General features: G+C 57.1%; 12 protein-coding genes. 9 read left to right on the top strand and 3 right to left on the bottom strand.

The features are described from left to right. The first annotated feature begins 17 nt into the window (after positions 1 to 17). Positions 18 to 1,289 carry an NAD(P)/FAD-dependent oxidoreductase gene (locus ACR0NW_RS05645; RefSeq protein WP_480448450.1) on the top strand — a complete coding sequence of 424 codons (1,272 nt, stop codon included), beginning with the start codon at positions 18 to 20 and terminating at the stop codon, positions 1,287 to 1,289. Positions 1,290 to 1,293: 4 nt separating this feature from the next. Here the strand turns inward: ACR0NW_RS05645 and ACR0NW_RS05640 are convergent, their stop codons facing one another. Then, positions 1,294 to 1,998: an SDR family oxidoreductase gene (locus ACR0NW_RS05640; protein ID WP_480448451.1), complete on the bottom strand. Its 705-nt coding sequence runs from the start codon at positions 1,996 to 1,998 to the stop codon at positions 1,294 to 1,296. 104 nt (positions 1,999 to 2,102) lie between these two features. Here ACR0NW_RS05640 and ACR0NW_RS05635 point away from each other — a divergent pair, with 104 nt between their 5' ends. After that, the gene (locus tag ACR0NW_RS05635; protein ID WP_480448452.1) at positions 2,103 to 2,954 is read left to right on the top strand and encodes a LysR substrate-binding domain-containing protein; all 852 of its coding nucleotides are present in this window, start codon (positions 2,103 to 2,105) and stop codon (positions 2,952 to 2,954) included. Here ACR0NW_RS05635 and ACR0NW_RS05630 read toward each other — a convergent pair. Then, positions 2,945 to 3,847 (bottom strand): LysR family transcriptional regulator, encoded by a 903-nt coding sequence (locus tag ACR0NW_RS05630; RefSeq protein ID WP_480448453.1) that lies wholly within the window; start codon positions 3,845 to 3,847, stop codon positions 2,945 to 2,947. The two genes, ACR0NW_RS05635 and ACR0NW_RS05630, sit on opposite strands and share 10 nt — an antisense overlap. 74 nt (positions 3,848 to 3,921) lie before the next feature. Between ACR0NW_RS05630 and ACR0NW_RS05625 the strand changes: the two genes are divergently transcribed. From ACR0NW_RS05625 to ACR0NW_RS05595, 7 genes are all read left to right on the top strand, one after another. Beyond that, positions 3,922 to 7,134, top strand: a complete 3,213-nt coding sequence (locus ACR0NW_RS05625; RefSeq protein ID WP_480448454.1) for a reductive dehalogenase — start codon at positions 3,922 to 3,924, stop codon at positions 7,132 to 7,134. Positions 7,135 to 7,261: 127 nt separating this feature from the next. Next, the gene (locus ACR0NW_RS05620; RefSeq protein WP_480448455.1) at positions 7,262 to 8,122 is read left to right on the top strand and encodes an FAD binding domain-containing protein; all 861 of its coding nucleotides are present in this window, start codon (positions 7,262 to 7,264) and stop codon (positions 8,120 to 8,122) included. Positions 8,123 to 8,125: 3 nt separating this feature from the next. Continuing rightward, positions 8,126 to 8,605, top strand: a complete 480-nt coding sequence (locus ACR0NW_RS05615) for a (2Fe-2S)-binding protein (protein ID WP_480448456.1) — start codon at positions 8,126 to 8,128, stop codon at positions 8,603 to 8,605. After that, positions 8,605 to 10,863 (top strand): xanthine dehydrogenase family protein molybdopterin-binding subunit, encoded by a 2,259-nt coding sequence (locus ACR0NW_RS05610; protein WP_480448457.1) that lies wholly within the window; start codon positions 8,605 to 8,607, stop codon positions 10,861 to 10,863. The genes ACR0NW_RS05615 and ACR0NW_RS05610 overlap by 1 nt, the downstream gene beginning before the upstream one ends. Beyond that, positions 10,856 to 11,101, top strand: a complete 246-nt coding sequence (locus ACR0NW_RS05605; RefSeq protein WP_480448458.1) for a MoaD/ThiS family protein — start codon at positions 10,856 to 10,858, stop codon at positions 11,099 to 11,101. Before ACR0NW_RS05610 ends, ACR0NW_RS05605 begins: the two co-directional genes overlap by 8 nt. 1,029 nt (positions 11,102 to 12,130) lie before the next feature. After that, positions 12,131 to 13,306 carry a PH domain-containing protein gene (locus tag ACR0NW_RS05600; protein ID WP_480448459.1) on the top strand — a complete coding sequence of 392 codons (1,176 nt, stop codon included), beginning with the start codon at positions 12,131 to 12,133 and terminating at the stop codon, positions 13,304 to 13,306. Between the two features lie 227 nt (positions 13,307 to 13,533). Next, positions 13,534 to 14,154, top strand: a complete 621-nt coding sequence (locus tag ACR0NW_RS05595) for a thermonuclease family protein (protein WP_480448461.1) — start codon at positions 13,534 to 13,536, stop codon at positions 14,152 to 14,154. Positions 14,155 to 15,395: 1,241 nt separating this feature from the next. On the opposite strand, the gene ACR0NW_RS05590 is transcribed toward ACR0NW_RS05595, so the two are convergent. Further along, complete coding sequence (locus tag ACR0NW_RS05590) at positions 15,396 to 15,956, bottom strand: recombinase family protein (RefSeq protein ID WP_480448462.1); 561 nt, start codon at positions 15,954 to 15,956, stop codon at positions 15,396 to 15,398. Positions 15,957 to 16,002 lie beyond the last annotated feature (46 nt).

The following is a 16,002-nucleotide window of genomic DNA, read 5'->3' as shown; positions in this document are numbered from 1 at the left end:
ACCTTGATAGGCAGACCGTGAACAACCCCGAGCATTCACTGTGGCTGAATACCAGTCACGAACGGACCGAAACAGCGCCATTGGCCGGAGACCTGACGGTCGACCTTGCCGTGATCGGCGGTGGCTATACCGGATGTTCCGCCGCGTTGCACGCGGCGCAGTCCGGGGCGTCGGTCTGTCTGCTTGAGGCGCAGGAGATCGGGCATGGCGGTTCGGGGCGCAATGTAGGGCTGGCAAATGCCGGGCTGTGGCTGCCCCCTGACGACATCCGGGCGCATCTCGGGGTGCAGGCGGGGGATCGGCTAATTGACCTGCTGGCTCAGGCCCCGTCAGAGGTTTTTCGGCTGATCGGAGCCCACGGGATCGATTGCGAGCCGGTGCAGAACGGAACCCTGCATTGTGCGCATTCACCGACAGGGTTTCGTGATCTCAAGGCTCGCCACACTCAATTGCGCGACTCAGGCGCTCCGGTCGAATTGTTATCAGCAGATGAGACCTGCGCGAGAACCGGTAGCAACGCCTTTCACGGCGCTTTGTTTGATCCACGGGCGGGCACGATCCAGCCTCTTTCCTATGTTCGCGGCCTTGCACGGGCGGCCACCGCATCAGGGGCGCGGGTGTTTACTCAAAGCCCGGTCCATTCCCTGCGCCGGGAAAGAGACTTTTGGCAGCTGACGACAACCGGCGGTACGGTGCGCGCTCGTTCGGTCATTCAGGCAACAAATGCCTATCATCAGGGCTTGCAACCGACTGCGACGGCCTACGTGCCGGTCTATTATTTTCAATACGCTACAGCCCCTTTGTCCGACAATCTGCGCGCAGGCATTCTGCCCGGTGGTGAAGGTTGTTGGGATACCGGTTTGATCATGACCTCTTTCCGCACGGATCAGGAGGGGCGGTTGATTATCGGCGGCATGGGTGACCTGGGCCATGCGGGGCGCACCGCGCATACCGGCTGGATCAAACGCAAACTGGCAGAGCTGTTCCCGCATCTGGCTGATCAGCCATTGACCGAAGGATGGCACGGGCGCATCGCCATGACGTCGGACCATATCCCAAAGATCACCGAGATTGGGCCAAATGCCCTGTCTGCGCACGGGTTTTCCGGACGCGGTATCGGTCCGGGAACGGTGTTCGGCCGATTGATGGCCGAGAGCCTTTTGAAAAGTGACCCGGACCTGCTGCCGTTACCGGCCGTGCAAACCCATTCGGAAAGCTGGCCGGGCCTGCGCCGCGCCTTTTTTGAAACCGGCGCGGCACTGACACATCTGATAAAGGCTCGGTTCTGACCACTCAGACCGAACGTGTTATGCCACCGTCCACCCGGATATTCTGGCCGGTGATGTACCCGCCGCCCTCTGATGCAAGCAGGGAAATGACCGACGCGATCTCGTTATAGCTATTGCCATAGCGGCCCATCGGAATGCGGGCGCGAAACTCTTCCTTTTCCGGAAGGCTGTCGATAAAGCCGGGAAGGACGTTGTTCATACGGATATTGTCGGCGGCATATTTGTCCGAGAACAGCTTGGTATAGGCAGCAAGACCCGCCCGGAACACGCCGGATGTAGGAAAGACCGGGTCGGGTTCAAACGCCGCGAAGGTCGAGATGTTGATGATCGCCCCGCCACCTTGCTTTTGCATGATCGGGGTTACCAGTCGCGCGGGTCGCACTGCGTTCAGAAAGTAGACGTCCATCCCGCGATGCCAGTCCTCGTCGGTCAGTTCAAGGATCGGTGCACGCGGCCCATGCCCGGCGGAATTCACCAGAACATCAATGCGCCCCCAGCGGGACATGGCCGCATCCACAAGCCTCTGGAGGTCCTCGTTGGATTGGTTTGACCCGGTCACACCGATCCCTGCCAACTCCTCAGCCAGTGCCTCGCCTTTGCCGGAAGAGGACAGGATACCAACCTGAAAGCCATCGACGGCAAGCCTTCGCGCTGCATCTGCACCCATTCCACTGCCGCCTGCCGTTATCAGGGCCACTTTGTCCGACATTGTATTTCTCCATATCTAACCGGGTTCCAGAATGTTGCTTGAATTGCGATTTGACCAATCAGTTCTCGTGTCTTTATCCTGTAGAAAATCTACAGTTGGACCTCATGACTTCACTCCCTCCGCTCAATGCGCTCCGCGCTTTCGAGGCTTCGGCGCGTCACCTCAATTTCCGCGTTGCGGCTCAAGAATTGGGCGTGACGCAGGGGGCTGTGGCGCAACAGGTGCGGGGGCTGGAGGCGCGGTTGGGTGTGCAGTTGTTCGACCGGCTGCCGCGCGGTTTGCGACTGACCGAGCCCGGACGCCGCTTCCACGCGCCCCTGCGCCGCGCCTTTCGATTGATTGAGGAAGCCGTGGATGGATTGTCGGAAGTGCGGCAACTGACAATTTCGGTCACACCCAGCTTTGCCTCCAAGTGGCTTGTCCCGCGATTGCGCGATTTTACTGCGCAACACCCGGACATTTCGGTGCAGGTGGACGCCCGCGAGCGGCTGGCGGACTTTCAGACAGATGGCATCGATATCGCAGTCCGACAGGGGCGGGCGCCCTTCGGGCCGGGACTGACGGCCGAGCCACTGTTTTCAACGGAATTTGTAGCCGTCTGTGCCCCCGACCTGGCCGCACAGATTACCGAACCTTCGGATCTGTTGCGTCAGACATTGCTCAGCGATTCCCATGGCCTTTGGCCGCTTTTTCTGGAACGGTTGGGCGTTTCTGGCAAGCAGTGCATGATGAGTTTCAGCCAAACCAGCCTTGCGATTGACGCCGCAATTGCGGGTCAGGGCTGCGCGCTTGCAAATGCGCCACTGGTGTCTTCGGAAATAGTTTCGGGCCGACTGGTACGGCCGCTGGCGGAAAGCCTTGTCGAGGATCTGGGGTTTTTCATCGTAGCCCCAAGGCAGCCGCGGCAGCCCGAACTTGTCACGGCGATGCGGGAGTGGCTGAAATCTCAGATATGAAGGCGTGCCGCAATTCTCTCGATGCGTTCACGCAGCCAGCGATGTGCCGGATCGCCGGTCGAGCGTTCGTGCCAGACCATGTAGATGGATACAGGTTCGCAGTCGAAAGGCAGCGGCGCGCAGTCCAGGACGGTCAGCGGCCCACGCGCCATCAGCGCCGTGTCGGTCGAGATCAGGTCGCTGCCCTTCACAAAGGCGGGGATTGCGTTGAAATGCGGTAGCGTGACAGTGGCCGGTCGAATCTGACTCTGGTCCACGCCGCGCATGACCGACTTGGCGCTGCGGCCATCCGCAAAGCGCACCTCGACATGCTCTGCTGTGCAATAGTCCCGCCAGCTTGTGGGCGGGTCACGCCGCTCAGCATCATAGTAGATCATCAGCGGGCTGCTTAGCAGACGTTTCTGAAAAATGTCGGGCCCGTCCGGCGGCAGGGGGGTCAGTGCCAGCTGACAGCGGTCGCTGCGCAATATTGCGGGATCGGGAACGCCCGACAGTTCCAGGTCCAGTCGCAGCCTTACCCCCTCGGCCCGCGCTTCGCGCAGAAGGGCAGGAAAGATCAACTCGCGCTGCAGATCGTTGGCGGCGATCTGAAAGTGCATTTCTTCGGACAACGGATCAAAAGGCCGCCCTTCGGTCAGGGCCCGCATCCCGTCGAGCACCTTTTGCACCGGCTCCTTCAACGACTGCGCCCGTTCCGTCGGCGTCAGTCCCTGACCTGACCGGACGAAAAGCGGATCGCCAAGCATCACCCGCAATTTCCCCAGTGTGTGACTGACCGCCGATTGCGTGACACCCAGCCGGTCAGCCGCTTTTGAGACCGAGCTTTCTTCGAGGATGGTCAGAAAGGTGCGCAGCACCTTGCCATCGATATCTGTGAAATCGATTTTATTCATGCAATCTATGATTAATCATGAATGGTTTTGCTGTCCAATCCAGTCTAGCAGAGGCTGGAAACAGGAGATGCGCGATGGGACTCCGCTTTTTTTCGGACAAAAACAGGCCCGTTCATATGGGGGGCTATCCGCTGGAGCGTCTGGAACGCACCACCGGGATGCCGGACCTCTCCGCCGTGCCCGCGATGGCTGGGCTTAGCTTTCGCCGGCCCGAAAACCCCGATAGCATCGTCAATGCAATGGGCGAATTTCAGGCAATGATGGACGCGATCCGGGACGGATTCGTGAATCCAGCGATGGCGGAGATTCCGATTGACCCGCAGGAGCGTGCCGACCATCTGAAAGCGTTCGGGTATTTCAACGATGCGTCGATGATGGGCTGCGGCCCGCTGCCCGCTGAGGCCATGTTAGGCGAACCCCGCCGCAATCCGGATATCGACCGGTTGGCCCATGCGCTGAAGACCCGGCAGACCAAAACGCTGGCCTCGGGCATTGACGTGATCATGGCGGACCTCAAGGAAAGCATGGAGGCCGAACCAACCACCATTGATGGTCATCGCCATGCCATCGTGTTCCTTTACGAACATCACCGCGACCCTGAACCGAATGAACCGGGGTCGGATTGGATCGGAGATGCGCAAGACCATCGTGCCTGCCTGCTGGCGACAGAAAACGCCGTTGTCATCGCCAACTACATCCGCCTGCTGGGATTTGACGCGCGGGCGCACACGGCGACGTCTTCGGATGTCGATCTGGGCAAACTGGCAGTTGCGGCAGGATTGGTATCGGCCGAGGACGGGGCCCTTGTCGCGCCGTGGTTGGGAACACGGTTTGGGCTGGCGGCCGTGACCACCGAGTTGGAGATCGCCCATGACAGCCCTCTGGTGTCTATGGCCGATCAGCCCTGGTTCCGAACCCAAGGCCCGGCCTGGTGGCTGGGTACGGGGTTTGCCAAAAACGCCCTGAACCGCGATCCCTACGCCAAACGCCGATACATGGACGGCGCGCATCCGTTCGAAAGGCTCAAAAGGGTGGATGACCCGACCACCTATATTGACGAGGCCAATGTCGCCCGCGTGCCCAAACGCGCCGACATGTTTGCCCGGGCACAGTTTGGCGACATGGGTAAGGCGTTGCAGGACGGGGCCAAGGGCGGGCATTACGCACGCAAGGCCGCGCCAAGTTTTGCGCAACGCCGGGCGCTGGGGGCGTTTGTCCTGTTGCAGGACGGCGAAAGCGCTGAGGTCCCCGAACCCACTGATGCCACGCGCAATGCGGCCAATATCAAGGCCGCGACCTATTTTCTGGGTGTTGATGCAGTCGGCCTCAGCCGTTGTCCTGACTGGACTTGGTATTCCCACGACGCCACCGGAGAAGAGATTGTGCCGCCCCATGATCAGGCCGTCAGCATGATCATCGATCAGGGCTATGAGACGATGGAAGGCGCGTCTGGCGACGACTGGATCAGCGTCGCCCAGTCCATGCGGGCCTATTTGCGGTTCTCCCTGCTTGGTGGAGTGATTGCGCAACAGATCCGCAATCTCGGCTATAAGGCCAAGGCGCATACGGTGATGGATGGCGAAGTGCTGCAACCACCGCTTCTGCTGCTAAGCGGATTGGGTGAGGTCAGTCGCATCGGCGAGGTTATCCTGAACCCCTATCTGGGACCGCGCCTCAAATCCGGTGTTGTGACAACGGACATGCCGATGAGCCATGACAAGCCCATCGACTTTGGCCTGCAGAAGTTTTGCGAGGCCTGCAACAAATGCGCGCGCGAATGCCCGTCGGGCGCGATCACCGCCGGGCCAAAGCTGATGTTCAACGGCTATGAAATTTGGAAATCAGACAGTCAGAAATGTGCCACTTACCGGATCACTACGCCGGGCGGGGCAATGTGCGGCCGATGCATGAAAACCTGTCCCTGGAACCTCGAAGGTATTTTCAAGGAACGCCCTTTCCGCTGGGCGGCGATGAATATCCCCTCGACCGCGCCCGTGCTTGCAAAACTGGACGATGCCGTCGGTAACGGAGGACTGAACGACACCAAGAAATGGTGGTGGGACATCGAATTGCAGGCGGACGGGGCCTATCGGCCTTCCGTGCACCCCCTCAACCGGCGCGACCTGCAAAGGGATCTGGACCTGAAATACGAGGATCAGACTCTTGCCGTCTACCCGGCCTATCTGGCGCCGCACCCGTGGCCCTATCCGTTTGCGATGGACCGCGAGGCCGGGATCGCTGCCTATGAGGCGATGGTGACGGCGGAAGAGTATAAATCCCGCATGGCTTTGGGCGACATGTCCGTGGTGCACCGCTATCAGATTGCCGGCGATGCCCCGGTGATGCGTGTCGAACTGACCAAGGTCGATAAAATGACCACGGATGTCAGCAAGTACGAGTTTTCGGCCATAAACGGCGCATCGCTGCCGGAATGGACAGCTGGTGCGCATCTGGACGTGTTGGTGGCCCCCGAATTTCTGCGTCAGTACTCGATGTCCGGAGATCCGTCGGATCGCAGAAAATACCAGATCGGCGTGCTGCGCGAGGATGAGGGGCGTGGCGGGTCTGCCCTGCTGCATCGGATCTTTGATGAAGGTCGCAAGGTATTTATCTCGAAACCAATCAACCACTTTGATCTGGATGAAAGTGCAGCCAAGACGTTCCTGATGGGTGGCGGCATCGGCATTACCCCAATGATCGCCTTCGCCCATCGCCTGCACGCGCTGGGCAGAGAGTTTGAGCTGCACTATTCCTCCAGTACGCGCCAATCGGCAGGATATCTGGATGATCTGGCGGCGATGCCATGGGCAGATCGGGTCCACTACCATTTCTCGGATGAAGGTACCCGTGCCGAACTGGATGCGATCCTGTCCGGGTATCAGGATGGCTGGCACGTCTACACTTGTGGACCGGACCGGTACATGGACGGCGTAATTCAGGCGGCGGAACGGCAGGGCTTTCCGGATGAGGCGCGGCATCTGGAATATTTCTCGGTTCCGGAACAGCCGGAATACGAAAACCACCCCTTCCGACTGAAACTGGGCCAATCGGGGCGTGAACTGGAGGTTCCGGCCGACAAGGATGCCGCGCAGGTGTTGAATGAGGCCGGCATCCACGTGGATGTCAAATGCGCCGACGGGATTTGCGGCGTCTGTAAATGCGGCGTTGTTTCCGGCGAAATCGAACACCGAGACTTTGTGCTGTCGAAGAAACAGCGCGAAGGTGCGATCATCTTGTGCCAGAGCCGCGCGGCAGAGCCGGACGGGGTAATCGAAATCGATCTCTGACAATGGTCGGGAAACGACATTCCGGATTAAAAAAATAGGTCGCTCCTGCCATGGACGCGCCGGGGTTGCTGCACTAACGTCCATCAAAACCCCAGTGAACCCTGACCAACAGGCGCGAGGTAAAATCATGGACTATCATAGCCCAGCCAGCTTTGCCGAGGCATCGGCTCTGGCTGCGAACGCAACCGGCACTACCCGCTTTCTGGCGGGGGGCACAGACGTTCTGGTGCAGCTGCGCTCGGAACTTGTAACGCCGGACACACTGATCGATATCAAGAAAATCAACGGTGTATCGGATATAACCCGCAATGCCGACGGCAGCTGGACGCTGGGCGTCGCGGCCACCGGCGCCGAGATGAGCGAGCATCCCGAACTTGGCCGCGACTGGCCCGGCGTGGTCGAGGCCATGGATCTGATCGGGTCGACGCAGGTGCAGGGGCGTGCCACGCTGACCGGAAATCTGTGCAACGCCTCGCCAGCGGCTGATTCCGTTCCGGCCATGGTGGCGGCCGGAGTGACCGTTACTGTTACCGGCCCGGATGGAGCCCGTGAAGTCGCGGTCGGGGATATCCCCACCGCTCCAGGACGCACATCACTGGCCAAGGGCGAGCTGATTTCGGCGGTCAACATCCCTGCGCGTGGCGAGAATGGCGGTGACGCCTATCTGCGTTTCATTCCGCGCACCGAGATGGACATTGCCGTGGTCGGCGTTGGCGTCAACCTGCGACTGGACGGCGATACGATCGCCGAAGCCCGCGTATCACTGGGCGCCGTTGCACCAACCGTCTTGCTGGTGGAAGAGTGCGCCAATGCCATTATCGGCACCACATTGGACGATACGGCGCTTGACGCGCTGGCCGCTGCGGCCTCTGCCGCCTGCAACCCGATCAACGACAAACGCGGCACCATCGCATTCCGCACCGAAGTTGCTGGCGTTCTGGCCAAACGCGCCGCAAAAATCGCCTATGCCCGCGCAAAGGGAGAATGAGCCATGAGCAAGTTCCACGTTTCCACGACAGTTAACGGAGATACGGTCGAATATCTCTGCGATCCGCGCGAAACCCTGCTGGATTGCCTGCGCGACAAACTGAACCTGACCGGCGCGAAAGAGGGCTGCGGCACCGGCGACTGCGGCGCCTGTTCGGTCACGGTTGATGGCCGTCTGGTCTGTTCCTGCCTGATGTTGGGGGTCGAGGCCGAAGGTAAACAGATCGAAACGGTCGAGGGCATCGCCGACGGTGACGTTCTGCACCCGCTACAGCAGAAGTTCATCGAACACGCAGCCCTGCAATGTGGCATCTGCACACCCGGTGTTCTGGTCGCCGCCAAATCGCTGTTGGAAAAAAACCCCGACCCGACCGAGGAAGAGGCGCGGTACTGGCTGGCAGGCAACCTTTGTCGCTGCACCGGATACGACAAGATCATTCGCGCCGTGATGGATACGGCTGCTGAACTGCGGGAGGCTTCGTAATGGCACTCGACGATCGCAAATCGGACTTTAAATTCGTAGGAACGCGCCCCGACCGCCCTGACGGGTTGGACAAGGTGACGGGCCGCGCCAAATTCGGGGCTGACGCCTATGCGCCCGGTATGCTTCACGGGGCCATCCTGCGCTCGCCCCATGCCCATGCACGGATCGTCAGGATCGACACGTCCAAAGCCGAGGCGCACAAGGACGTCAAGGCTGTGGTCACGCGCGCCGACTTTTCGGACAAGGTGCCGTTCCTGCCCGGAATGGAAGGCGAATTCTGGAACGTTCTTGAAAACGTCATGGCCGGTGAAAAGGCGCTGTATGACGGCCATGCGGTGGCAGCTGTGGCCGCAACTTCGGCGCTGGCCGCGCGGGACGCGCTGAAACTGATCGAGGTGGAATACGAGGTTCTGCCGCACGTCACGGATGTGGACAAGGCGATGCAGTCTGACGCGCCGGTGATCCGCGAAGGGGCGGCGGATTATTCCGTGCCTGAGGGCATGCACCCTAACGTGGTTCGCTATCACGAAAGCGGTCACGGCGATGTCGAAGCAGGTTTTGCCGAGGCTGACCTGGTGCTTGAGGACAGCTTCACCACCGAGGCGACCCATCAGGGCTATATCGAACCCCATGCCTGTCTTGCCACGCTGGGCAATGACGGCAAAGGCGAGCTGTGGTGTACGACACAAGGACACTGGATCGCGCAAAAGACCTGCGCCGCTCTGCTGGGGATGGAAACCTCGCAATTGCGTGTGACGGCGTCGGAAATCGGCGGCGGCTTTGGTGGCAAGACCACCGTGTTCATCGAGCCCGTGGCACTGGCGCTTTCGCGCAAGGCCAATCGCCCGGTCAAGATCGTGATGAATCGCTCTGAGGTTTTCAGGGCCACCGGGCCGACGTCCTCGGCGTCCATGGACGTCAAGATCGGGATGAAGAAGGACGGCACTATCACAGCCGCTCAGGGCATCTTCCGCCTGCAGGGCGGGGCCTTTCCGGGCGCACCGGGTGAATTCACCGCCATGTGTGCCTTCGCGCCATACAATCTGACCAATGTTCGTCAGGTGGGTTATGACGTGATGACCAACCGCCCGAAACAGGCGGCCTATCGCGCGCCGGGCGCGCCGATGGGGGCATTTGCGGTGGAATCAGTGCTGGATGAACTGTGCAACAAGCTGGGCCTCGATCCCGTCGACGTACGCCTGAAAAACGCGGCGCACGAAGGCACCAAGGCCAGCTATGGCCCCCGGTTCGAACAGATCGGTCTGGTTGAAACACTGGAGGCCGCAAAGGCCCATCCCCATTATTCAGCGCCGCTGAAGCCGGGGCAGGGGCGTGGGATTTCCTGCGGCTTTTGGTTCAACCACGGAGGCGAAACATCCGTATCGCTGGCCCTGTCCGAGGATGGATCGGCGCAGCTTATGGTTGGCACGCCCGATATCGGCGGTTCGCGCGCTTCGATGGCGTTGATGGCGGCCGAGGTTCTGGGTGTTCCCTACCAGAATATACGCGTCACCGTCGCCGACACTGCCACGCTGGGTTACAACGATGTCAGCCACGGCAGCCGTGTGACCTATGCCAGCGGTCTGGCCACCATCAAGGCGGCACGCCATGCGGTTGAACGCCTGTGCGAACGGGCAGCAGCCAAATGGGGCATTCCGGTCGACGCGGTGAAATGGGAAGACGGCTGTGCCGTGCCTTCCGGCCCGAATGCAGGCGATTTCGATCCGATGCCACTGGCCGACATCACCGCCGATATGGGATCAACCGGCGGCCCGATCTCGGGTCATTTCGAGGCGACACCGGAAGGCGCCGGCGTGTCATTTGGCACCCATATCGTCGATGCCGAGGTCGATCCGGAAACAGGCAAGACCTCGGTCTCCCGCTACACCGTCATTCAGGATGCGGGTAAGGCGATCCATCCGACCTATGTCGAAGGTCAGTACCAGGGCGGTGCCGCGCAGGGCATCGGTTGGGCGCTGAACGAGGAATATGTCTATGGCGACGACGGACGCCTGCAGAACTCGATCTTCCTCGACTACCGCATTCCTGTCGCAAGCGACCTGCCGATGATCGACACGGTGATTGTCGAAGTGCCCAATCCGGGCCACCCATTCGGCGTACGCGGCGTCGGCGAAACCGGTATCGTGCCGCCGCTTGCGGCCATCGCCAATGCTGTATCCAACGCCGCTGGCGTGCGGCTTCGCCAACTGCCCATGTCACCGCCTCGTATTCTGGCGGCGCTCAAGGACAATGGTTGAGGTCCACCTCTGGTCCGGCCTCCGGTCTCTGACCGGGGGCCGGGAGGTTGTGACGGTTGAGGCAGGCACCACCGGCGAATTGCTGCGCGAACTGACCAAAGCCTATCCGCAGTTGCAGGGCCCGGTTGATGCCGGTGTCTCAATCGCCATTGACGGCCGCGTCATTGCAACCGGCCTGACCGAACCGATTCCTGAAGGCAGCGAAGTTTACCTGATGCAGCGCCTGCGCGGTGGCTAGTGCCTTGCGTTTTCTCCTCAGGCAGCGATTCGGCCTTGGTGGGGATTCGACCGCAATCTTGCTTTCCAGGCGGGGTAAGCGGGAAATTTCCTAAAAAAATACCTTCCTGAAAATTTCCGCTTAGAATTGGCCTTCTGAGTGTCTGGCTACCGCGTTTAAAGAGCTGTCAAAATAGTCGTGACATTTCTGCTTGTTACACGTGGGCTTCGCGCTGGTTCCAAGAGAAAATCCAACGGCAAGCTTGCCCGGAACTCAGCCCTGATAGGCAATTTGCTGCGGCTACGGGAATGCCCTAATACCCTGCGGTCGCGGAAAACGGTATAGATGATTCAACGGGTCACCATTCACAGATCCGGACACCCCCAAAAAGGGCTGACCTCTACCCCCTCGGTCAGCCCTTTAATTTTTCCCAAGCTTTATTGCACAACGTCTTTGTACGTTCTGGCTTTCCCTATCCGTGACGGGCTTGACCTGTGGCGTCACGACAGGTCTGCCAAGAGTGGAATAGCGGTAAAACACAGCGGCGTTGAGACGCCTGTCACAGGGGCCAACGGAAGCAATAGAAACCGTGTCTGGACAGCAAGAGATACTCCTGCAGCGAAACTTTGCGCCACACTGCTCTGGTGCTTGCGATCTAGCTGTCCTGTGGGGATTTGGTGGAGCCTAGGGGAAACGCCGCCGAACGCCTAATGTATTGATAGTAAACACTATTGTAGTGTGTTGGTTTGCAGTGTGTCTCACCCTAGTGCCGCACTTTAGTATGCGCAACCCTTTGTACTGAACTGTGCGTACCTAAACCTCGGCGCTTCCTTTTTGACCTGCGCATTTGCGTGTGTAGTCCTAGTGTTGGGTCAAATGTCGAGTAGTTTGATTATATTGCTTGAGGTTGATGCTGAGGTAGGTGCTCGGCTGATAGCGGCGTAACTTGTTGCATGCGGACGCAATGAAAAACTGCTCGACGCAATCCCGTCATGATAACTATGGTTGGGTAATTGTCTAAATAGAACTTTAACCTTTTTTGGTCGGACTATGAGTGATGGTTTAAGTGTTAGTGGCGGCAATCGTTTCTCAGGCACCACGAATAGTGAGGGCCGCCCTGACGGTGCCGGTGTATTTCTTGTAGGAGGTTCACACTCAGATCACCCGGCAAGTTTCAAGTTTCAGGTAGAAGGAACTTTCAAAAACGGTTTTGCCGACGGTGATGTGAAAATATCGAGGACGATAGAGGGTGGCGGGACAGAAACATATTTTGGTTCTGTAGGTGATGACTTTGCCCCCAAGGGAATGGGTGTATACACAACAGAGTATGGAAATCGTGTCACGGCTGACTTTGTCCACGACAGTCGTGCACTTGCTTCAAATAGGGGCATGAAGCGGTATCTACGTGGTCGCGGCGTTATAGAATTGCTAGACGCCGGGTTGCGACTGGAAGGTGACTTTCGACAAATGCTACCCGCTGGCGAGGTTACGATTTCCTTTGCAGGTGACGAATTCACCGGAACTCTAATTAGCCCTTACATTCATGATCTTCCGGACGAAGAGAAGAATATTATATCTGGAACCATAAGATACAAGGACGGCAGGAAGTATTCAGGAGAAATGGCCGTCGAAAACACAGGGTGGTGGCCGAGCCCATCGGGCGAAGGTATCATGGAGTATCCCAGCGGTCGCATAGAAAAGGGTATATTCTTTGGTGATAAGTACCAAGGCGATGCAACCACGTACTCAATGAGGTCAGTGGCAAATAAATTTGGAATTCCAGGATTGAGAGCAGTCGCGCAGCCGCATTGGGCTAGGCACTGGGAATTGTATGCCCTCACTGGGGTGTCTCTGGCTGTGCTAATTTGGTTGCTTTTGCGTTTGTATGAAGAACCGGAACCAAGATTTTCTCCGATCATTGTCGGTGCAGCATTTGTCTCGTTTGGATTGGTTTCTGTTTTGGCCCTCAAGAGATACCAAGATCGTTTGAGAGTTCTTGCGGCTACAAAAACGCATGTCGTGTTTAAGCAGGGAATGTTGTCCAGCCGATTAATTGAAATTCCCATAGGCACAACTTTGGCAATTGAAGTTAAGCGTTCCTTGTTGGGCCGGCTCCTAGGGTTCGGGGATGTGTCGATACTGCATGATGGGTCCATAAAGGCGAGTGCATCTAGAATAAAAAATCCAGATGAATTCCGAAACGCTGTTAATAACTCTGAAGGATAGTCTTCATCAAGGAACTTAGGCGACTTCACCTATTTCAGTGCAGAGGGCGAAGAGCGCTGTTGCGTAAACTATTCCACACTAGTGTAGAGTGTTTTGTCGTGGAGAGCGGGTCGATTTTTTCACTGGATTAAACTCCTCCACCATCCCAGTATCAACCATAACGTGCAGTGTGTCTGCGGACTTCTCTGCATGTGTTTTGAACCAAACCATTATTAAGGTCCGATCCTGTGGAAGTATTGATACTGCTTGTCGTTGCTGGGGTAGTTGTGCTGTTCGTTGTGCATAGTAAACGCCAGCCAGACAGAAGCACTAAGCCGACCTATCAACCAAATTCGGACTTGAAGCCGAGATTGGGCGCATCACGCCCCCAAGTGGTTCAGCAGCCCCCGCGTTTTGACGCTGACAGTGCAATACCTGAACCCATAGAAAAGGTCTTGGAAGGTTCAGCCTATGTTGTGGACGGCGACACCATAAAAATACAGAAAACCCAAGTGCGCTTGTTTGGCGTTGATGCGCCTGAGATTAACCACCCGTACGGCAAGAAGGCCAAGTGGGCTTTGGTGTCCCTTTGTAAGGGGCAAAAGGTGAGGGCAGTGGTTACTGCTGAGGATACCCACGGTCGTACGGTGGCAAAGTGCTACCTTGAGGATGGGCGCGACCTGTCTGCGGAGATGGTCAAGCTGGGGATGGCGATAGACTGGCCAAAGTTCTCGGATGGGAAGTACAGGGGCCTAGAGGTGCCTGATGTGCGTAAGAAGCTCTGGCTAGCTGATGCGCGGCAAAAGGGTCGTATTAAGGTCTGGGAACAATTCGAAGCCAAAAAGGCACAGCGCAATCAGAACAAGTAGGACCTCGCACTCTCTAGCGGCAGTGGTGTGGGTCAATAGTATGGTGCTTGGTTCGGTATTCAGAAGATGTCGCCGAGGGGTGTGTGTAGAGGTCTCACTGCAGCAGTAGCGTCCACACTACCCAACAGGTCTAACAGTTCGGCGCTGAACCTGTTTGTATTCCCGTTTGCTATCGTCAGCAGTTCACTAAATGCGCGTGAAAGAATGCTTTGCCCTAAAGGCGTCAGAACCCAGCCCTGACGGGCTCTTCTCTCTGCTATGCCCATGCTGTCATAGTCCACTAGATGCTTGCGTATGGCTGCTCTCGTGTAGCCTGTGTGGTGCTCAAGTTTTTGGATCGGCCATGGTCGTTCGTCGGTCAGGAAGGCGTTTGCCAGCATCCGGTCTAGCTCGTTTATGTTTATGGCCCGAGAGGCCTTTTGTAGCCGATAAATGCGATCAACGCCGCACAGTACATCTTCCGATAGAAGGTCTCTCAATTGTAGTCCCCAATATATAGAACAAGTTGATGTCAGCAGTGCTGTTCTGTACCCGGTGCAGTCTCTTCGATTTAATTGTTAGACTGCTTATGCTGGTGTGTCTTTAATCGCAAAGTTCAACCGTATACAGGGATAAAAAGTAATATAAAACAAATAGATAAACTGTTCTAGTTAGGTGTATATACCAAGTATACTAATCTTCATGCTGATACTGGCTAACCATCCAGTGCACTATGCATACATGTGTATAGTATTACTATTGGTGTGATGTTTTGTGTATATACACAAGCTATATTCCATAAGGTATCTACTACTGATGAATACTTACTGCACATTACACCTATTATGTATTCTATGTAGAGCTATTAGTATATTATACATATATACATACCGGGGTGCTCTATCATGTTTATACTATGATCATGCTGCTATGATGATCATCTATTAGTATATGTAATCAATATACTAAGCATGGTATGGTCTTGATCTGGTTATTAATCCAACTGGGGCAAACGGATGAAGCATTCAGAAATGTGCATCCGGCCTTGATCTGGTAATAATCCAACGGGGCAAACGGATCAAATATACAAAAGCATGCATGTATCCGTTTCTTCCCTCATAAGAGGAAGGGGTAAGCAAATTATCGGACTGAACCCGATCAAATTGCCGAATTGCAAAGAAGATAGATGGCCGAGCGCAAGCGCGCATCTGTTCAGGTTAGATTAGCACCTATCCAGCGCGCCGATAAATGGGGCTCAGCGGTCAGCTTTGGCCTGCATTGAGTATTCGGTACACCGATGCGCGGCTGATACCGAGGTCTTGAGCGATCTTGGTAGCGCCGATGCCTTCACCTGCCAGAGCAAGCACCTCATCCGACTTTGCCAGTGCGGTTGGTTTGCGTCCTTTGTACTTTCCGGCAGCTTTGGCCTTGGCAATTCCTTCACGCTGACGTTCCAGCATTATCTCACGCTCAAACTCGGCCACGCTTCCCAACAGGTTCAACATCAGCTTGCCTTGGGCAGTGGAAGTGTCGAGACTTAACCCCAAGATCGTTAGGTGCGCCCCAACGGCGTCAAGCTGGCTGCGGATTTCCATCAGGTGGGCCATAGAGCGCGCCAGACGGTCCAGTTTGGTGACTACTAGGTGATCACCCTCTCGGATGAAGTTGAGCGCCTCTGTGAGCTTCTCACGCGCTCTCACATCCACTGAGGATACCTGTTCGGTGAATACCTTCTCGCACCCGGCCTGTTCCAGTTCCCGCAGTTGAGCATCAAGCCCAGCCGTTTGATCCAACGTGGAAGTCCTAGCATAGCCAACAAGCATGATCTGTTCCGTTTCACAAAGTCTAAGATATTGAGAGACATATCGT

It is taken from the genome of Ruegeria sp. CF5, from assembly GCF_056537325.1.
The sequence above is the reverse complement of the archived record's forward strand: the minus strand, read 5'-3'. Positions and strand labels throughout refer to the sequence as shown.